Below are 19188 nucleotides of genomic sequence, written 5' to 3' on the forward strand. Positions count from 1 at the left end.
TGTGACTATATCTTCGTCCGAGATCGGATTACGGAGCTCGGGCCTGTTCAGGGTCAGAGTGACGATTCCCTGACGAGCATCCTGGTAGAGAACCCCGCTTCTGTCATTTTGCGCCACGCTGAACTGCTGAAATGAGTGAAGGAAAGATCGTCAGCCGGCCATCATCTTGCGTGGCAGCCAGAGTATGATCTCGGGCCACGCGACCAGCACCGCGATGATGACGATGTGGGCGATGAAGTGCGGCAGCGAGCCGCGGAAGATCTCCTGTACCGGCCGCCCCGAATAACGCGCCACGACGAAGCAGTTGAGCCCGATCGGAGGCGTTATCATCCCGACCTCGGCCGTGACGATCTTGATGATGCCGAACCAGAGCGGATCGAAGCCGAGCACCTTGATCAGCGGCAGCACGATCGGCACGGTCAGGACCAGGATGGCGATCTGGTCCATGAACATCCCGAGGACGATGTACCCGCACAGGATGATCGCGATGATCAGCCAGCGCGAGACCTCTAGCGCGCCCACCCAGCCGACAACCGTCTGCGTGACCTGGGTCAGCGTGAAGAAATAGCCGAAAATCTGGGCACCGAGCAGGATCATCACGATCATGCAGGTGCCGTTCGCGGAACGGCGCAGGACGCGCACCAGTGCCGGCAGCGTGACCTTGCCGTACCAAGCCGCAATGGCAAGAGCGCCGGCGGCGCCGAGTGCCGAAGCCTCGGTCGGCGTGGCGATGCCGGTATAAATGACGCCGGTCACCGCTCCGAACAGGACGACCATCGGGCCGACGACCCTAAGCCAGGCGATCTTCTCGCGCCAGGGGACGGGTTTTGCCGGCGGGGCGCGGGAGGGGTCGAGCAACACCAGCACGTAGACCGTCGCCATGATCGTGAGCATGACGAGGATGCCGGGTATGATGCCGCCGATCAGCAGCGCACCGATATTGACCTCGGCGAGCAGCCCGAAGATCACGAGCGCGACGCTGGGCGGGATCAGCATCGCGAGCGTGCCGGAGATCGCGACGACGCCGCCGGCCATCGCCGGCTCGTAGCCCTGCTTGAGCATCGCCGGCAGGCTCGTTGCCGAGAGCGTGGCTGCGGAGGCCGTGCTCGTTCCACAGATGGCGCCGAAGCCGGCGCCGGCGAGCGCCGTCGCCATTGCGAGGCCGCCGCGTACCCGCCCCATCCACGCTGCCGTCGCGCGGAAGAGATCGTCCGCGACGCCACTCAGGAGCACGAGTTCCGCCATCAGCAGGAACATCGGGATGGTGATGAGCTCGTAAGCTCCGACGGTTGAAAGTGGCGCCGTCTCGAGGATGCCCGCGAGCATCGACATGCCGCCGACCAGCCAGAGGCCGAGGACGCCCGATGCGATCATGGCGAAGCCGACAGGCGTGCCGATGGCGAGCAGGAAGAACAGCACGCCCAGTCCGATGGCGACGATCATTCGAAATGTTCTCCCTCGCCATGCCCGATCCTGACCGGCACGACGTCACGCCCTGTGGCGAGGCTGAGCAGCTGGGCGATGAACTGGACTGCGAGCCGCAGCGTCATGAGCCCGCAACCGAGCGGCACCAGCGCCAGCGAAGGCCAGGTCGGCCAGGATATGGCGCCCGACAGCACATCGCGGGAAGCATAGGCATCGATCGCCCTCAGCGCGCCGAAATAGGTGATGAGCGCGAAGACGAGTGCGCCGATCGCTGTGGTGACGAGTTCGGTCAGCCGGATCGCTCGTGGTGGAAAGGTTTGCTGCAGGATGTCGACATTGACATGGGCTCCCTCGGTATAGGCGGCCGACAGCGAGAGGAAAAAGACGGCGGCGACGAGATAGAGCGAGATCAAGTCATAGGCCCAGGACAGCGGGCTGTGGAAGAAATAGCGCATGATCACGTCGCAGAAGACGATCAGCATGATCACGAACATTGCGGTGGCGGACAGCCAGCCGAGCACATCCTCGATGGCGGACAGCGCGCGCAGGATCGGCTTCATCTGAACTCCTTTCGGCGAACGTGGGCGGCGCGGGCTGGATACCCGCGCGCTGCGGCGCATCAGCCGCCGGCCTGCTTCTTCAGAAGGGCCCGGAACTCTCTGAGCACCTCGGTGCCCTTCTTGCCGCGCCCATCGAGACCCCGGGCCCATTCGTCGCCGACGGCGCTGAGCTTGCCAGCGATGCCGGTATGCATCGCTGCCGGCAGCGGGGCGAAGGTGACGCCGGATGTCTTCAGCTTCTGCCGGGTCTCGTCGTCCTGGCGGTCGACCTCGGCGCAGGCGCTCTTGTTGACCGCGTCCGCTGCCTCGGTCATGGCCTTCTGGGTCTCGGGCGCGAGCTTGTTCCAGGCCGCGTCGCTGATCGAATAGGCCACGATGAAGCTGCCGAAATTCTCGCCTTCGGTCGAATACTTCACCAGCTTGTCGACGTTGTAGGAGATCACGCTGTCGAGCGGGAACAAGACGCCATCGAGCGTGCCGCGGGAGAGCGACTCGTAGGTGTCCGGCGCGGCCATGCGTACCGGCGTCGCACCGATGCTGCGCAGGGTCAGATCCTGCGCACCGCCCGTCGTGCGCAGCTTCAGCCCTTTCAGGTCCGCATCGGATGCCACAGGTGCCTTCACCGTCAGGATCTGATAAGGCGGCAAGGCGACGGCGAGCAGCAGCTTGATCTTGTTGGGCGCGTAGTCCTCGGCCGCGACGAGCCCGTTGCGTGCCGTTTCCAGATAGGCTTTCGTCCCCTCGCAAGCCGTGGTGAAGCCGCCCGGCAGCATCGCGACCTCGGAGGCGACCATCTTGTCGGAGACATAGGCCGGCGCGACATAGCCGATATCGACGACACCGGTCTGGGTCAGCTTCAGCATGTCGGCCGCCTTGCCGATCTGCTGGCTCGGGAAATAGTCGAAAGTGATGCCTCCGTTCGTGCGCTTGGTGACCTCAGCCATCCAGGGCTGAATGATCAGCTTCACGAGGTAATGACCGGCGGGGAAGGAATCCGCCACGCGCAGCTTGCGGGTTTCCGCCTTGGCGGAAGCGCTCAGCACGCCGAGCGCGGTCGCGGCAACGCACGCCGCCGTCAGGGACCTGTTCATGTTTTTTCCTCCGTCTCGAATGGAAGGCGCGTTGCAGCCGCGCTCTTGAGGTGAGTGGGTTCAATCGGCCTGCCGGCGCAGCTCCGTCTTCAGGATCTTGCCGTAGGAGTTCTTCGGCAGGGCGTCGAAGAAGCGGTAGTGCTTGGGCTTCTTGAAGCGAGCAATGTGTGCCCCGCACAGGGCGTCCAGCTCCGCAGTGGCGACGGAGGCGCCTTCATGCAGGCTGAGCGCCGCAACGACCTCCTCGCCCCAATCCGGGTGCCGGCGCCCGAAGACCGCGACTTCCGCGACGGCCGGGTGCAGGAGCAGCACCTCCTCGACCTCGCGCGGATAGATGTTCACGCCGCCGGAGATGATCACGTCCTTGGAACGGTCCTTCAGCGTCAGCAGGCCATGCTCGTCGAGCGAACCGAGATCTCCGGTATGGAGCCAGCCGTCGCGCAGCGCCGCCGCGGTCGCCTCCGGATTGTTCCAGTATCCGCTCATGACGCTGTCGCCGCGGACCAGCACCTCGCCGATCTCGCCCGCAGGCAGGGTCGCGCCGTCATCGCCGGCGACCCGCAGAGAGACGATGGCCTGTGCGTAGCCGACGGAGCCGAGCCGGTGATCGAGCATACCGTCGCCCACATCCTCGTGAAGGCTGCGCGGCAGCACCGTGATTGTCATCGGGCTTTCGCCCTGCCCGTAGATCTGGACGAGGCGCTGGCCGAAGACCTCGAGCGCATGCCGGCTGTCCTCCACATACATCGGACCGCCGCCATAGATGATCGTCTTCAGGCCCGCACGCTCGGCATCGCCGATGACGCCGGCACTCATCAGGCGGGTCACGATCGTCGGCGCGGCGAAGAAGGCGCAGCCCCGATAGCTGCGCAGCAACGAGGCGAGTTCGGCCGGGTCGAACCGGCCGCTCTCGGGTACCACCTGGGCGGCCATGCCGGCGACATGCGGCAAGGCATAGAGGCCCGAGCCATGCGAGAGCGGCGCCGGGTGCAGGATGCAGTCTCCCGGCGAAACCGTATCCACCTCCGCTAGATAGCCCAGCGTCATCGCCCGCAGGTTGCGGTGGGTCAATACCGCCCCTTTCGAGCGCCCTGTCGTGCCGCTGGTGTAAAACAGCCAGGCCGGATCTCCGGCGGCGACATCGCGCTCGGCTGCTTCATCCGACTGCGCGAGCGCGCGATGATCCCGGCTGCCAATGGCGACGACCGGGGGCTGGCGCTGCTGTATGAAGTCCAGCGCTTCCGAAACCGTGCCGGCGAGATCCGCAGTGACGAAGACGAGGGCCGCAGCAGAATCGTCGAGGATATGCGCGATCTCCCTGGCATGGAGCTTCGCGTTCACCGGCAAGCAGACGAGCCCGGCTCGCCAGCAGGCGAAGAGCAGCGCCAGATAGTCCGGGCAGTTGCGCATGACCAGCGCGACCCGGTCTCCGGGCCTCAGGCCGTGATTTTCGACGAGCCCTCCCGCGAGCCGTGCCGCCAGCGAGCCCCATGCCGCATAGCTCCAGACCGGCGCGGTGCCGTCGAAGACGGCGATGCGCCCGGGTGTCAGCTTGGCGGCGCGGCCGAGGAGAGATGCGATGTTCATGCGTCATTGCCCCAGATAGGCTGCGCGAACCTGAGGATCGGCCAGCAGCTCGGCCGCTTCTCCGCGCAGTACGATCTCGCCCTGGCGCAACACATAGCCGTCGTCGACCGAGCGCAGGCTGAGCTGGACGTTCTGCTCGACCAGAAGCAGGCTGAGCCCCTCCCGGGTGAGCGTGCTCAGGACCTCGAAGATTTCGGCGACGACCTTGGGGGCGAGGCCGATCGAGGGTTCGTCGAGGACGAGCAGGCGCGGCCGCGTCATCAGCGCGCGGCCGATCGCGACCATCTGCTGCTCGCCGCCGGAGAGTGTGCCGGTGCGCTGGCTGGAGCGTTCGCGCAGGCGCGGGAACAGCCCGTAGACCCGATCGAGCCCCTGTTCGCGATGTTCCTTCGCATGTCCGAAGGTGCTGGCGGCGACAAGGTTCTCCTTCACCGTGCAGTCGGGGAACAGCATCCGCCCCTCCGGCACGGTGCCGATGCCGGCCCGCGTCCGGTCGGACGCCTTCATCGTGCCGAGGACGCCGTCGTCCCAGGCGATCGTTCCGGCGCGCGTGGGCAGCAGGCCGTTGATCGCCTTGACGATCGTGCTTTTCCCGGCGCCGTTGGAGCCGATCAGCGCGACGCGCCGGCCGCTTTCGATGGTCAGGTCGATGCCGCGGATGACATTGGCCTTGCCGTATCCGGCGGCGACGCCTTGCAGGACGAGGCGACTCACGACACGGCACTCCCGAGATAAGCTTCCTGCACCTGGACATCGGCCAGCACCGCGCGGGTGGCGCCGCTGGCGAGCATCTCGCCGAAATTGAGCACGATCGCGTTTCCGCAGAGCTCGCTGATGATCGGCACGGAATGCTCGACCATCATGATGGTGATCCCCTCCGCGTTGATCCGCCGGATCTGTTCGCAGAGCGCGGCCGCCTCCGTCGCGGTGAGGCCCGCCAGCATTTCGTCGAGCAGCAGCAGGCGCGGTTCCGTTGCGACGGCGCGCGCGATCTCGAGACGACGCATCTCGGCGACGCTGAGCCGCTCGGCGTCGAGATCGGCCAGATGCGTCATGCCGACCCGCGCCAGCGCGAGCCGCGCGTGCTGTTCGGCGGCGGCGGATGCCTGGTGGCGAGCGAAGGCGGCGACCTTGACGTTCTCCAGAACGGTCATGCCGTGGAAGGGGCGCACGATCTGGAACGTCCGGGCGAGGCCGAGCCGGCAGATCTCGTGCGAGCGCAGGCCGTCGATGCGACGCCCGTCGAGATGCACCGTGCCGGCGGACAGCGGGAGCAGGCCCGACAGGCAGTTGAACAGGGTCGTCTTGCCGGCGCCGTTCGGCCCGATGATGCCGAAGATCTCGCCGGGCATCACTGCGAAGCTGACATCGGACACCGCCTTCAGCCCGCCGAACGACTTGCCGAGCCCGGTGACGGCAAGCAATGGCTGCTGGGCGCTCACGATGCGCCCTCCATGGCGAGCGAATCCCCTGCGGAGCCGCGCTTCCTTGGAAGGACTCGCCGGAGCCGCGCGTTCAGCACACCTCCGAGCCCCTGCGGCAGCACCAGCGCCAGCACGATCATCAGCAGTGCATAGGCGACGATGTTGACGCCATGGAAGCTGGAGCCGAGATAGGTCCGGAGCAGCTCGCCGGCCGGGATCAGCAGGGCGGCGCCGAGCAACGGCCCCCAGAGCAGGCCGAGGCCGCCGATGATGCCGAAGACCAAGAGCTGGATCGAGAGCTCGACGCCGAGCGTCGAGCGCGGATCGACGAAGGCGAAGGTGTTGGCGAAGATTGCGCCGCCCAGCGCGGTCAGCGCGGCGCTGAGTGCGAAGACCAGCAGCTTGTAACGCATCGCCGGCACGCCGAGCGCTTCGGCCGCTCCTTCGTTGTCGCGCAAGGCACGCCAGTAATAGCCTGGCCGGGCCGTCAGGAATGCCTGGGAGAGGAAAAGCGTCACGGCGAGAAAGGTGACGACGATCAGTCCATAGGGCCACTTGTGATCGAATTGCAGATAGCGCAGCGTTTCGGATGAAGAGGGCAGCATCATGCCGTCCGACCGGCCGAGCCAGAGCGTGGCCGAGACGAGCAGGAACGCCACCTCGCTGAAGGCGAGCGTGGCGATCGAGAAGAAATAGCCCCGCAATCCGTAGCGGAAGCAGAGCAGGCCGATGAAGAGCGCGCTCGCGACCGCCAGCAGCACGCCGATGGGCCAGGTCGCGAGCGGTCCGAGCCCGAAGCCGACCTGGCCAAAGGCGACGGTGTAGGCACCGATGCCGAAAAACAGCGAATGACCGAGCGAGACCAGACCAGTGAAGCCCGCCATCAGATTCCAGGCGACCGCTACGGTGCCGATCAGCCCGACCATGATGAAGATTTCCATGAAATACGGGTCGGTGAGGCTGACGCCGAACCCGGCGATCGCAAGCAGCGTCGGCACCAGCGCCGGAAGGAAGCGGCGGAGCATCAGCGCGACCCTCCGGCCGGGACGAGGCCTTCCGGCCGCAGCAGCATGACCAGAATCAACAGCGCGAAGGGCACGGCGGCTGCGACCGACGCCGTCAACCAGGACGCGGCGATACTCTCGGCGATGCCGACCAGCAGCGCTCCGATCAGGACGCCGCCGAAGGAGCCCATGCCGCCGACGATGACGATGACGAAGGCCTTCAGCGTGAAGAGCTGGCCGACATGCGGATTGACGTAGAGCGCCGAGACCATCAGCGGTCCGGCTACGCCGAGCGTGCCGAGGCCGATCGCCATCGCCCAGCGATAGGTGCCGCCGATATCGATGCCGGAGAGCGCCGCGCCGTCGCGCGACTGCGAGACGACGCGCATGATCAGGCCGAGATCGGTCTTGCGCAGGACGACGTAGAACAGTCCGAGCAGGATGACGGAGGCGAGCGCGGCGATCGCCTGCGGCATCTGGATCAGCACGGGGCCGAGCCAGATGCTCGCGGTGGACCGCTCCTGCGTCACCAGCAGGTTGTCGGCCTTGAAGACGACGAGCGCGAGGTATTGCAACAACAGCGACAGGCCGAGCGTGACCGCCATCTGATTGATTTCCGGCACCTTGAGCGCAGGGCGGATCAGGCCTCCGAAAAGCAGATAGCCCATCAGCATCAACACCGGAGCGACCAGGAAGACGGCCAGGATCGGGTCGATCCCCAGGAAGGTGAAGGCGAGGTAGCCGCCATACATGGCGAGCATCAGGAACTCGCCATGGGCGAAGTTGACGATGCGCATGACCCCGAAGACCAGCGTCAACCCCACGGCGACGAGCGCATAGATCGCCCCGTTCGTGAGCCCGCTGAGCAGGGCCTGGAGAAATATGGTCGTCGACATGCGGCTCCTCATGCGCCGCGCGATCGCCTTGTGGCACTGGCGCGGCGGCTTGTGACGGGTCGGTCGGTCAGCCCTTGATGGGTTCTGGCGGACGGACGGCGACGGCTTCGGGCCACACGGTAACGAACTTGCCGTCGATGGCCTGGACGATGACGCAGGTAGCCGGCGACTGCCCCTGCTCGTCGAAGGAGAGAACGGGGGCCGGCAGCACCGCGGCGGGCCCGTCCGTGATCTTCAGCGTGGTCAGTGCTTCGCGAATCGCGTTGCGGTCGGTCGATTTGGCGGCATCTGCGGCGAGTGCCAGCGCGTAGGTCGCGACAAAGGCCTGGGCCTGGTTGCTGAGCGGCGTCTCACCCGGATGAGCTTCTGCGAAGGCCTTGACGAAGGCCAGGCTCGCGGGCTTGTTCAGGTCGGGCGACCATTCGACGACGCCGAAGGTCCGGTCGCTCGGCTTGCCGGCGGCAAGCACCGTCTGGTTCACATGCGCGCCGCCGAAGCCGACATAGAGCGGCCGGAAATTCTGGGCCGCCAGGGCGCGCAGCAATACCGTCGAATCCTCGGCATAGGCGCAGGTCAGCAGCCCTTCGGCCCCACTGGTGCGCAGCTTGGTGGCGATGGTGCTGAAATCGGGAGTGCCGGTGCGGAAGGTCTCGTCCGTCAGGATCGGATAACCGCGTCCGGGCATGACCGAGGTGTAGTTGCTGCGCACCGCCTGGCCGGCGGGCCCGTCTTCGGTTGCGAGCGCGATCTTGCCGACCGAAATACCCTTCGATTTCTGGTAGTCGAGGAAATCGGCGATATAGCCGCCGAACCATTTCGCCTTCACCGCCGTCCGGAAGACGTATTTCATGCCCTGTTCGGTCAAGGCGTCATTGACCGCGCTGGTGATCATGAAGGGCGTGCGGTTGCGCTCGGCGATCTGCGCGGCGGGAATGGTCGTCGCCGAGGCCCAGGCGCCGGTCAGCGCGCTCACCCGTTCGCGGCTGATCAATCTCTCCGCCTCGGCGCGCGAGACCTCGGGCTTCGACTGGATGTCGGTGACCACCAGCTCGACCTTGGCGCCGCCGAGCGATTTGAGGCCGCCCGCGTCGTTGATCATCTTGGCGGCGAGCTGATGCGCCTTGAGCATGCGGATGCCGTCCGAGGCGTGAACGCCGGTGGTGGGCACCAGCACGCCGATCTTCAGCGCGTCCGTCGCGGCATGGCCGCGGGACGGAATGATGGCCGGCATGGCTATCGCCGCCCCCATCAGCAGCGTCTGCCTGCGGTCGATTCCTGATTTCGTCATGGTTGCCTTCCCTCCCTGATGAATGCGGCGACGGATTCTTCCGCCCGTTGCCGTTCTGGTTGTTCAGCTCATGGGCACAGCACCGCACGGCCGACGAAGCGGCCCTCGCGAAGACCGATCAGAGCCTCGTTGGCGTTCTCGAGCGGCAGCCGCGTCACCGGAATCGGTGAAATCTTGCCGGCGCGGGCCAGCGCGAGGAGCTCGCGTAGTTCGGCGAGGTTGCCGACCAGGCTGCCCTGTATGCGGGCCGCCTTCATCGGGATGAGCGGCAGCGACCAGGGTGCCGTGCCTCCGAACAACCCCACGATCACCATCGTCCCGCCCTTGGCGAGGGCATCGAAACCCAGCGCGGCCGATGTCTCGTTCCCGACGAGGTCGATCACAGACTGGGCGGAGCCACCGACGGCCTCGGCGATCTGTGCCAGGGCATCGGGCGAGGCGCCGTCGATGGCCGCGAGCGCTCCCGCTTCCAGGGCCGAGCGCCGCTTGGCCGGGTCGAGATCGACGAGAACGGCGCCGACGCCGCCGATGGCGCGCAGGATCTGGATGCACATCAGCCCCAGGCCGCCGGCGCCAATCACCAGGACGGGCTGGCGCTCGATCTGGTCGCCGAGCTTTCTGAGTGCGCTGTAGGTGGTGACGCCGGAACAGGCGAGCGGAGCCACCTGCGCAGGGTCCAGATCGCCGATTGGCAGGAGATAGCGGGCATCCGGCACGCGCAAATATTCGGCATAGCCGCCGTCGCGGTGGACACCGAGATAGCCGGCCTTGGCGCAGTAGTTCTCGAAACCGTCCCGGCAAGTCTGGCACTGACCGCAGCCGATCCAGGGATAGGCCAGGTATCGTTCGCCCAGCGCGACGCCCTCGGCGTCCGGCCCGAGCGCGACGACTTCGCCGACCGTCTCGTGCCCCATGGTGATCGGCAGCGCGACGCCGCGGTCCCTCAGCGAGAGTTTGCGCCCGGAGCCGAGATCGTAGCCGCCCTCCCAGAGATGGATGTCGCTGTGGCAGACGCCTGCCGCCTTGACCCGGATGACGATCTCGCGACCGGTCGGGACCGGCTGGGGCTTCTCGCCGGCGACGAGCGGAGCGCCGAACTCTTCGATGCAGAAGAAGCGCATGCTGTCCTCCTGGCGCTCAGCGGGCCGTGAAGCCGCCGTCGACCGGCAGGGCCACGCCGGTGACGAAGGACGCGTCGTCGGATGCCAGCCAGAGCGCGGCATGGGCGATCTCGTCCGGGCGGCAGAGCCGTCCAAGGGGCACGGCTGCGAGCAGCTTCTTCTCGTTCGCGGCCGCCTCGGCCGGATCGCCCGAGCGGCTGGTGAAGTTGAACGCCATCGGCGTATCGGTGAGGCCCGGGCAGATCACGTTCACGCGGACCTTGTCGGGTGCGAATGTCTGCGACAGCGACTTGGTCAACCCGACGACGGCGAACTTGGCCGCCGAATAGACCGGGCTGAACATCGAGCCGACGAGCCCCGAGACCGACGCCGTGAAGATCAGCGAGCCGCCTCCGCGCTTGCGCATGTGCTTGATGACCTCGCCGGCGGCGAGCGCTGCCGAATCGATGTTCAGCGCCATCGCCCGGTCATAGGCGGGGAGATCGAGGTCCTCGATACCGGCGGGGCCGGGAATGCCGGCATGCGCCCACATGACGTCGATGCCGCCAAGGCGCGCCGCCGCCTCGTGAACGGAGGAGCGCATCACCTCCTGTCGGGAGAGGTCCGCCTGCAGCGTCTCGACGTTTTGGCCTCTCGCCTTCGCTTCCGTGGCGAGGCGCGCCAGGGCCTCCGCGTCGACGTCGATCGCGACGACCTTGGCGCCTTCGCGCAGGAAGAGCTCGACCCCGGCCTTCCCCATCCCCGATGCCGCCGCGGTGATGACGGCAAGCTTGCCCGCAAGACGCATGGTCGTTTCCTCCGGCTGTTCTATTGTGCGTAGGCATCCGGGAACTGGCCGGTCGTGCTGACGACCGTGGTCCGCGTTTCCAGGAAGTTGTCGAGCGCTTCGAGCCCGTTCTCGCGCCCCCAGCCGCTGCCCTTGAAGCCGCCATAGGGCGTCGACCAGCGGATGTAGCGGTAGGTGTTGACCCAGACGATGCCGGCCTGGATGCGCGCGGAGACGCGGTGCGCCCGCCCGACATCGCTGGTCCAGAGGCCGGCGGTCAGCCCATAGGTCGTGTCGTTGGCGATCTCGACCGCCTCTTCCTCGCCGGAGAAGGGGATGAGCGAGGCGACGGGACCGAAGATTTCCTCGCGGGCGATCCGCATGTCGTTGGCGACATTGGCGAAGACCGTTGGGGCGACGAAGAAGCCTTTCGCCAGCGCGCCGTCGGACAGCCGCTTGCCGCCGGCAACTAGCTCGGCCCCCTCGGACTTGCCGATGTCGATATAGGACAGTGTCTTGTCGAGTTGCTCGACATGGGCCTGCGGGCCCATATGCGTGGTTTCCTCGAGCGGCATGCCGACCCGGACCTTCGTGGCGCGCTCGGCGAAGGCGCCGACGACTCGGTCGTAGATCGGTCGCTCCACGAGCACGCGCGAGCCGAGCGCGCAACTCTGGCCGCAGACCGCCCAAGCCGATGATGTCGCCGCGTTGACGGCCTGCTCGACATCGGCATCGGCGAAGATGATATGAGGCGCCTTGCCGCCGAGCTCGAAGGAGAAGCGCTTCAGATTCTCGGCGCCGTTGCGCAGGATCGTCTTGGCCGTGCGGCCCTCGCCGGTGAAAGCGATCTTGTCGACGCCCGGATGGGCGACGAGATGGGCGCCGGCATCGTGCCCATTGCCCGGTACGACATTGAAGACGCCCGGCGGGAAGCCGGCTTTCTCGATCAGCCCCGCGAGCTCCAGGGCCGTGACAGGTGTTTGCTCGGCCGGCTTCAGCACGATGGTGCAGCCGGCGGCGAGAGCCGGCGCGACCTTCCAGGTCGTCGTCAGCATCGGCGCGTTCCAAGGCGTGATCGCACCGACCACGCCGACCGGTACGCGGGTGGTGAAGCAATGCACCGAGTCGTCCATCGGAATGGTGCGGCCGGAAATCTTGTCGGCGAGCGACGCGAACCACTGGTACCAGTGGTGGTGTGCGCCGACATCGCTGCGCGCTTCGCGGATGGCGCGGCCGGAATCCCGCGATTCCAGCACCGCCATCTCGCCGGCGAAGTCGCGGTAGAGGTCGGCTAGGCGCCGCAGCAGTGCCGCGCGTTCCCAGCCGGGCATGCGGCGCCACGGCCCCTCGAAGGCTTCGCGCGCCGCCGCGACGGCGCGATCGATATCGCACGGTCCGCCGAACGCGACCTCCGCCCAGGGCAATCCCGTTGCCGGGTCGATGCTTTCGACGAGGCCGCCATCCAGCGGCGTAACCCATTCGCCGCCGATGAAGAGGCGATCGTAGCGGCGCAGGGAACCCTCCTGCGTATGCGGGCGCAGTCCGGAGTTCAACGCGACGGTCACGAGCGCCTCCTGTTCATGAGCTTGGCGAATGTGTACACATCCATGAATTCAAGTGTCAACTGGTTGCGCGAGGCGCGAAAAAGCATATCGCTGGGGTTATCATATTGATATTCAATAATTATTCCATGTTTAACTCGGTAGGAATTGACCTTGCATCGCAACAAATCGTCGCTGCATTGCAGCAGTAATTTTGCCTTTGCTGAATAAAAAATCTCTGTATATGAATTCAAAGCGAGCCGTCGAAGCTCGGAAAGGATGAGGCATGGGTCCGCTCGAAGGCATCAAGATCATCGACATGACGTCGGTTCTGATGGGTCCCTATGCGACTCAGATGCTGGGCGACATGGGAGCCGACGTCATCAAGGTCGAAGCCCCCGACGGGGACGTCACGCGGCAGATCGCCCCCTCGCGCAATCCGGGGATGGGCGCGATCTATCTCAACGCCAACAGGAACAAGCGCAGCATCTGCCTCGATCTCAAGCAGGACGCTGGCCGGGAGACCCTGCTCCGGCTGGCGGCCGACGCTGATGTATTGGCCTACAATATCCGCCCCCAGGCGATGCGGCGGTTGGGGCTTGGCTACGAGACGCTGGCGGCCCTCAATCCGCGCCTCGTCTATGCCGGCCTCTTCGGCTTCGGCCAGAGCGGCCCTTATGCCGCCAAGCCGGCCTATGACGACCTGATCCAGGGCGCTTCGGTGATGTCGTCGTTGATCGCGAAGGCGGGCGACGGCACGCCGGGCTACGTTCCCTCCGCCATCGCCGACCGTGTGGTCGGGCTCGCCGCTGTCGGCGCGATCTGCGCCACGCTGGTCAATCGCGACCGCACCGGCATGGGTCAGCAAGTCGATATACCGATGTTCGAGACGATGGTCGGCTTCGTGCTGGGCGACCACCTCGGCGGCCTGACCTTCGAGCCGCCGATCGGCGGCGGGGGTTACGGACGCCAGCTTTCACCGGAGCGGCGCCCGTACCGGACCAGTGACGGCTATGTCTGCGCCCTGATCTATACCGACAAGCAATGGGCGAGCTTCCTCGATGCCATCGGCCAGGCGGATCTGCCACAGCGCGATCCGCGCTTTGCGAATTTCGCCAACCGCATCGCGAATATCGACCATGTCTATGGCGAGCTCGGGCGCATCTTCACGCAGCGCGGCACGGCGGAATGGCTGGAACTGCTCGAGAGTGCCGACATCCCGTCGATGCCGATGCATGATTTCGACAGCGTCCTCAACGATCCGCACCTCGTGCAAACCGGCTTCTTCCAGCCTGTCGACCATGCGACCGAAGGGCGCCTGCGCATGATGCGCCTCGCCACGACATGGTCCCGCACGCCGTCGGAAATCACGCGTTTGCCCCCTCACAAGGGCGAGGACGGCGTCGCAATCCTGCGCGAGGCGGGCTTTTCGGACGGCGAGATCAACAAGCTCGCCTTGCAGAGGGCTCTGCTCGTCACGGAACGCACCCCGGACATGGCGGAAAATTGAGGACGACCCGATGGATTTCAGACTGAGTGACGACCAGGAAGCGATCCGCGAGGCGATCTCCGCGATCTGCAAACGCTTCGGCGACGACTACTGGCTGAAGCGCGACCGCGAGGGAGGGTTTCCGCAGGATTTCTATTCGGCTTTCGCAGAGGCTGGCTGGCTCGGCATCTGCATCCCCGAGGAATACGGCGGTTCGGGGCTGGGGATCACCGAAGCGGCGATCATGATGCGCGCCATCGCCGAATCCGGCGCCGGCATGTCGGGCGCTTCCTGCCTGCACATCAACATCTTCGGACTCAACCCGGTCTTGGTGAACGGCACCGAGGAGCAGAAGCGGCGCATGCTGCCGCCGATGGTGCAGGGCAAGGAGAAAGCCTGCTTCGCCGTGACCGAGCCCAATACCGGCCTCAACACGACGCAGCTCAAGACGCGCGCCGTCCGCAAGGGCGATCGCTATGTCGTCGACGGCCAGAAGGTCTGGATCTCGACCGCGCAGGTCGCCGACAAGATCCTGCTGCTGGCCCGGACCACTCCTTTGGAGGAGGTGAAGAAGCCGACCCATGGCCTCAGCCTGTTCTACACCGATTTCGATCGCAGCCGGATCAAGGTGCACGAGATCGAGAAGATGGGCCGCAAGGTCGTGGACTCGAACGAACTCTTCATCGAGGGCTTCGAGATTCCGGTCGAGGATCGCATCGGCGAGGAGGGCCGCGGCTTCGAATACATCCTGCACGGCATGAATCCCGAGCGCGTGCTGATCGCCGCCGAGGCGATCGGCCTCGGCCAGCTCGCGCTTTCGCGGGCGACGGCCTATGCGAAGGAGCGCGTCGTCTTCAATCGTCCGATCGGTCAGAACCAGGCGATCCAGCACCCGCTCGCCCGCAACTGGATGCAGCTCGAAGCGGCCTGGCTAATGGTGATGCGCGCGGCCTGGGAATATGATTCCGGCCTGCCCTGCGGCGCCAGCGCCAACGCCGCCAAATACCTCGCCGGCGAAGCCGGCTTCGATGCCTGCCAGCAGGCGGTGATGACCCATGGCGGCTTCGGCTATGCCAAGGAGTTCCATGTCGAGCGCTATCTGCGCGAGGTGATGATCCCGCGTATCGCGCCGATCAGCCCGCAGCTCGTTCTGTGCTTCATCGCCGAGAAGGTGCTCGGCCTGCCCAAATCCTATTGAGCGGCATGCGCAGGATCGAACCAGACTCGCTGGATCTGGCCGCCTTCATCAGGCCTGGCGACCGGGTGCTGTGCGGTCAGGTTTCTGCCGAACCGCAGACATTGGCGGCCGCGCTGCCGGCCGCCTTCGGGGCAGTCGGGCCTTTCGAGACCTTCCTCGGCACGGTGGTGTCGAACAGCTTCGATACAGCCCCGGCGGAGATGCCGTTCGCGGGCTACGGCGCCATGGGTCGCGCGAGCCGCATCGCCCGGCGTGGGCGGCTCGATGTCTGGCCTCTGCACTACAGCGCGCTCGAAACCGGCTTCGCATCGGGCACGATCCGGGCCGATGTCGTGCTGATCCAGCTCGCGGAAGGGCCCCGCGGCCGATGCGCGACACTGGCCAACGACTATGTCCTGGCCGCCGCCCGTCGGGCGCGTTGCGTGATCGCCGAGGTGAACGCACGGGCACCCTGGTGCGCCGGGGCCGAAATTCCATCGGCTCTGCGCATCGATGCGATCGTCGAGACGGACCGGGAGCCGGTCTCGGCGCCGGCCGTGGCGACCGGAGAGGTCGAGCGCGCGATCGCGGGACATGTGGCGGCGCTCGTTCCCGATGGCGCGACCATCCAGATCGGAATCGGCGCCATTCCCGATGCCATCCTCGACGGCCTTGCCGGCCACCGCGAGCTCGGCATCCATTCCGGCGTCTTCGGCGACCGGATGGCGGCCCTCGCGGCGCGCGGCGTCTTCACCAATGCCCGCAAGACCGTGGATCCCGGACTGGGCATTGCCAATGTCGTCGTCGGTTCCAGTCCGGCTTTCGGCTTCCTTCATCGCAGTGAAGCGATCCGATTGCGCCCCGCCGCCCATACGCATGCCTTTTCCGTTCTGGCCCGGCAGGAGCGGATGATCGCCGTCAATGCGGCGATCGAAGTGGACCTGTCCGGCCAGGTCAATGCGGAGGCCGCCGAGGGCGCTCCGGTCGGCGGCACGGGCGGGCTCTGCGATTTCTCACGCGGAGCTCGTGCCTCGATGGGAGGGCGCTCGATCGTCGCTCTGCGCGCGACCGGCCGGACGGGCGCGGTCTCGCGGATCGTGCCGCGCGTCGGCGCGGTCACGCTCGCCCGCACCGATGCCGATACGATCGTGACCGAATATGGCGTCGCGGAACTCGCCCATCGCAGTGCCGCCGAGCGTGCCCGCGCCCTGATCGCGATCGCGGCGCCGCAACATCGCGAGATGCTGGAACGCAGCCTCGTCGAAGGGCGCGTGCCATGACGCAAAGCCGTAGCGGCCCCCTCGCCGGGCTGAAGATCGTCGAATTCGCAGGCATCGGTCCCGCCCCGATGGCCGCGATGCTGCTCTCCGATCTCGGCGCCGACGTCATCGTCCTCGACCGGCTCGAGCCGAGCGGCCTCGGCATCGCGAGGCCGCCCCGCTTCGACATCACGCGCCGGGGGCGCCGTTCAATCGCGCTCGACCTGAAGCGGCCGGAGGGGATCGCCTGCGCGCTCGCACTCATCGCGCAGGCCGATGCGCTGATCGAAGGGTTCCGGCCCGGTACGCTGGAGCGCCTGGGCCTCGGCCCCGAAATATGTCTCGAACGGAACTCGCGCCTCGTCTACGGGCGCGTGACCGGCTGGGGCCAGAGCGGGCCGCTCGCGCAGGCCGCCGGGCACGATCTCAACTACATCGCGCTTTCGGGCGCTCTATCCGCGATCGGCCGGGCGGGCCAGGCGCCGAGCGTGCCGCTCAATCTGATCGGCGACTATGGCGGCGGCGCCATGCTGCTCGGCTTCGGCATCGTCTGCGCCCTGCTCGCGGCCCGGCAGTCCGGCGCGGGACAAGTCGTCGACGCAGCCATGGCCGAGGGGAGCGCGACATTGATGGCGAGCCTCTTCGGACTCGCGGCGGCCGGCTTGCACCGACCGGAACGCGGGACCAACCTCCTCGATTCCGGCGCCCCGCATTACGAGACCTACGCTTGCGCCGATGGCGAGTGGATCGCCGTGGCGCCCATCGAGAAAAAGTTCAGGGACGAATTGCTGCGCCGGATCGGCTTCGATCCCGCGGATTTCCCCGATGTCGACGAGCGGGCGTCATGGCCGCAGGCCCGCGACCTGCTGGCCCGGCGCTTCGCGGAGCGCAGCCGTGCCGAATGGTGCGCCCTGCTCGAGGGGACGGATGCCTGTTTCGCGCCGGTGCTCAGCCTGGCCGAGGCGCCGGTGCACGAGCATGCGAAAGCGCGAGAGAGTTTCATCGCGATCGAGGGCGTGCTCCAGCCTGCGCCCCAGCCGCGCTTCAGCGGGACGCCCGCGGCCAGGCCGACCGCGGGGCGGGCGCCGGGCGAAGGCGGGCGGGCGGCCTTGGGAGAATGGGGATTGCCCACGGMAGAGATCGATAGGCTGGAACAGGCCGGCGTTCTCCGCGCCGGCGCCGATATCACCGAAGCGAACGGAAATACAGGAGCGCGATGATGGCCGGACTCTACTATGAGGAATTCGAGATCGGGCAGGTCTTCGAACATGCCTATTCGCGGACGGTCACCGAGCAGGACAATATCAGCTTCAGCCTGATGACCCTGAACCCGCAGCCGCTCCATATCGACGCCGATTTCTCGAGCCGGACGGAATGGGGAAAGCCGCTGTTCAACAGCCTCTACACGCTCGGCATCATGATCGGCATGAGCGTTTCCGACACCACGCTCGGCACCACCATCGGCAATCTCGGCATGAGCGACGTGCGCTTTCCGAAGCCGGTGTTCCAGGGCGATACGCTGCGCTCTCGGACCAAGGTCCTCGGCAAGCGGGAGAGCCAGTCGCGGCCGACGGCGGGGCTGGTCGAGTTCGAGCACGAATGCCTCAACCAACGCGGCGAGGTGGTGGCGGTGTGCCGGCGCATGGCGATGATGCACCGGCGGCAGGCGGCGGCGTGATGCGCAGCCTCCTCTTCGTCCCCGGCGACAGCGCCCGTAAATTTGCCCGCGCCCGCGAGTGCGACGCCGATGCACTGATCCTCGACCTGGAGGATTCCGTCGCTGCGGACGCCAAGGCAGCGGCCCGGCGCGAGACGGCCGCCATGTTGCAGGCAACGCGCGGCCGCCAGAAGCTCTTCGTGCGGATCAACGCCTTTGAGACCGGGCTCAGCGCCGCCGACCTCGCGGCGGCGATGCCGTACCGCCCCGACGGTATCGCCCTGCCGAAATGCGATGGGCCGGGCCAGGTGCGGCGCCTTGCACATATGCTGGACGCCCTGGAAGCCGCCAATGGCATCGCCGCCGGGAGCACCCTCGTCCTGGCGATCGTCACGGAGACGGCTGCCTCCCTCTTCGGGCTGGGCAGCTATCGCGGCTGCAGCGAGCGCCTCTGGGGGATGATGTGGGGGGCGGAAGACCTCGCGGCCTCCTTCGGTGCGACCGCCAATCGCGATGCCAGCGGCGTGCTGCCGCCGTATCAGCTCGCGCGCAATCTCTGCCTCGCCGGCGCTGCCGCAGCCGGCGTCGTCGCGGTCGACACGGTCGCCGTGACGATCGACGATCTCGCTGCGGTGGAACGGGAAGCGCGCGAGGCGCGGCGCGACGGCTTCATGGCCAAGGGCGTGATCCATCCCAAGCATGTCGAGCCGGTCAACGCCGCCTTCAGGCCGAGCGAGCAGGAGATCGCATGGGCACGCCGTATTGCCGATGCATTTGGCAATCAGGCCGATCTCGGCGTAGTGAAAATCGATGGCCAGATGATCGACAAGCCGCATCTGCGCGCCGCCGAGCGCATTTTGGCGTCGCTCTCCCCGGCATAGTCACGATCGAGGCGCACAGGAA

18 protein-coding genes are annotated in these 19188 nt (G+C 66.7%); 6 read left to right on the forward strand and 12 right to left on the reverse strand.

Features of this window, described 5'->3' with window-relative positions:
- Nucleotides 1–150: 150 nt before the first annotated feature.
- The 12 genes from AC1DDA_RS03675 to AC1DDA_RS03730 all read right to left on the reverse strand — a co-directional run bounded on the left by AC1DDA_RS03675 (nt 151) and on the right by AC1DDA_RS03730 (nt 12727).
- Nucleotides 151–1443 (reverse strand): TRAP transporter large permease, encoded by a 1293-nt coding sequence (locus AC1DDA_RS03675; RefSeq protein ID WP_476794677.1) that lies wholly within the window; start codon nt 1441–1443, stop codon nt 151–153.
- On the reverse strand, nt 1440–1985 hold the full coding sequence (locus AC1DDA_RS03680) for a TRAP transporter small permease subunit (RefSeq protein ID WP_476794678.1): 546 nt from the start codon (nt 1983–1985) through the stop codon (nt 1440–1442). Before AC1DDA_RS03680 ends, AC1DDA_RS03675 begins: the two co-directional genes overlap by 4 nt.
- Before the next feature lie 59 nt (nt 1986–2044).
- Entirely contained in the window at nt 2045–3076 is a 1032-nt protein-coding gene (locus tag AC1DDA_RS03685; protein ID WP_476794679.1) for a TRAP transporter substrate-binding protein, read from the reverse strand.
- A gap of 60 nt (nt 3077–3136) precedes the next feature.
- Nucleotides 3137–4663, reverse strand: a complete 1527-nt coding sequence (locus tag AC1DDA_RS03690) for an AMP-binding protein (RefSeq protein WP_476794680.1) — start codon at nt 4661–4663, stop codon at nt 3137–3139.
- Nucleotides 4664–4666: 3 nt separating this feature from the next.
- On the reverse strand, nt 4667–5377 hold the full coding sequence (locus tag AC1DDA_RS03695; RefSeq protein ID WP_441509692.1) for an ABC transporter ATP-binding protein: 711 nt from the start codon (nt 5375–5377) through the stop codon (nt 4667–4669).
- Nucleotides 5374–6105, reverse strand: a complete 732-nt coding sequence (locus AC1DDA_RS03700; protein ID WP_441509693.1) for an ABC transporter ATP-binding protein — start codon at nt 6103–6105, stop codon at nt 5374–5376. Before AC1DDA_RS03700 ends, AC1DDA_RS03695 begins: the two co-directional genes overlap by 4 nt.
- Entirely contained in the window at nt 6102–7112 is a 1011-nt protein-coding gene (locus tag AC1DDA_RS03705; protein WP_441509694.1) for a branched-chain amino acid ABC transporter permease, read from the reverse strand. The genes AC1DDA_RS03700 and AC1DDA_RS03705 overlap by 4 nt, the downstream gene beginning before the upstream one ends.
- Complete coding sequence (locus AC1DDA_RS03710) at nt 7112–7987, reverse strand: branched-chain amino acid ABC transporter permease (RefSeq protein WP_476794681.1); 876 nt, start codon at nt 7985–7987, stop codon at nt 7112–7114. Before AC1DDA_RS03710 ends, AC1DDA_RS03705 begins: the two co-directional genes overlap by 1 nt.
- 67 nt (nt 7988–8054) lie before the next feature.
- Complete coding sequence (locus AC1DDA_RS03715; protein WP_476794682.1) at nt 8055–9275, reverse strand: ABC transporter substrate-binding protein; 1221 nt, start codon at nt 9273–9275, stop codon at nt 8055–8057.
- Between the two features lie 68 nt (nt 9276–9343).
- Nucleotides 9344–10396 (reverse strand): alcohol dehydrogenase, encoded by a 1053-nt coding sequence (locus AC1DDA_RS03720; RefSeq protein WP_476794683.1) that lies wholly within the window; start codon nt 10394–10396, stop codon nt 9344–9346.
- A gap of 16 nt (nt 10397–10412) precedes the next feature.
- On the reverse strand, nt 10413–11183 hold the full coding sequence (locus AC1DDA_RS03725) for an SDR family NAD(P)-dependent oxidoreductase (RefSeq protein WP_476794684.1): 771 nt from the start codon (nt 11181–11183) through the stop codon (nt 10413–10415).
- Nucleotides 11184–11203: 20 nt separating this feature from the next.
- The gene (locus tag AC1DDA_RS03730; protein WP_476794685.1) at nt 11204–12727 is read right to left on the reverse strand and encodes an aldehyde dehydrogenase; all 1524 of its coding nucleotides are present in this window, start codon (nt 12725–12727) and stop codon (nt 11204–11206) included.
- A gap of 262 nt (nt 12728–12989) precedes the next feature.
- Between AC1DDA_RS03730 and AC1DDA_RS03735 the strand changes: the two genes are divergently transcribed.
- The 6 genes from AC1DDA_RS03735 to AC1DDA_RS03760 are packed head-to-tail and all read left to right on the forward strand — an operon-like array spanning nt 12990 to nt 19166.
- Nucleotides 12990–14213 (forward strand): CaiB/BaiF CoA transferase family protein, encoded by a 1224-nt coding sequence (locus AC1DDA_RS03735; RefSeq protein WP_476794686.1) that lies wholly within the window; start codon nt 12990–12992, stop codon nt 14211–14213.
- A 10-nt stretch (nt 14214–14223) separates the two neighbouring features.
- Nucleotides 14224–15390, forward strand: coding sequence for an acyl-CoA dehydrogenase family protein (locus tag AC1DDA_RS03740; RefSeq protein ID WP_476794687.1), 1167 nt, complete (start codon nt 14224–14226; stop codon nt 15388–15390).
- A 5-nt stretch (nt 15391–15395) separates the two neighbouring features.
- A complete protein-coding gene (locus AC1DDA_RS03745) occupies nt 15396–16649 on the forward strand; it encodes an acetyl-CoA hydrolase/transferase family protein (RefSeq protein ID WP_476794688.1) in 1254 nt (417 codons plus the stop codon).
- The gene (locus AC1DDA_RS03750; RefSeq protein WP_476794689.1) at nt 16646–17848 is read left to right on the forward strand and encodes a CaiB/BaiF CoA transferase family protein; all 1203 of its coding nucleotides are present in this window, start codon (nt 16646–16648) and stop codon (nt 17846–17848) included. Before AC1DDA_RS03745 ends, AC1DDA_RS03750 begins: the two co-directional genes overlap by 4 nt.
- Nucleotides 17848–18306 (forward strand): MaoC family dehydratase, encoded by a 459-nt coding sequence (locus AC1DDA_RS03755; RefSeq protein WP_476794690.1) that lies wholly within the window; start codon nt 17848–17850, stop codon nt 18304–18306. The genes AC1DDA_RS03750 and AC1DDA_RS03755 overlap by 1 nt, the downstream gene beginning before the upstream one ends.
- Nucleotides 18306–19166 carry an HpcH/HpaI aldolase/citrate lyase family protein gene (locus AC1DDA_RS03760; RefSeq protein ID WP_476794691.1) on the forward strand — a complete coding sequence of 287 codons (861 nt, stop codon included), beginning with the start codon at nt 18306–18308 and terminating at the stop codon, nt 19164–19166. Before AC1DDA_RS03755 ends, AC1DDA_RS03760 begins: the two co-directional genes overlap by 1 nt.
- Nucleotides 19167–19188: the final 22 nt, after the last annotated feature.

The organism is Allobosea sp. 10N428 (assembly GCF_056394545.1).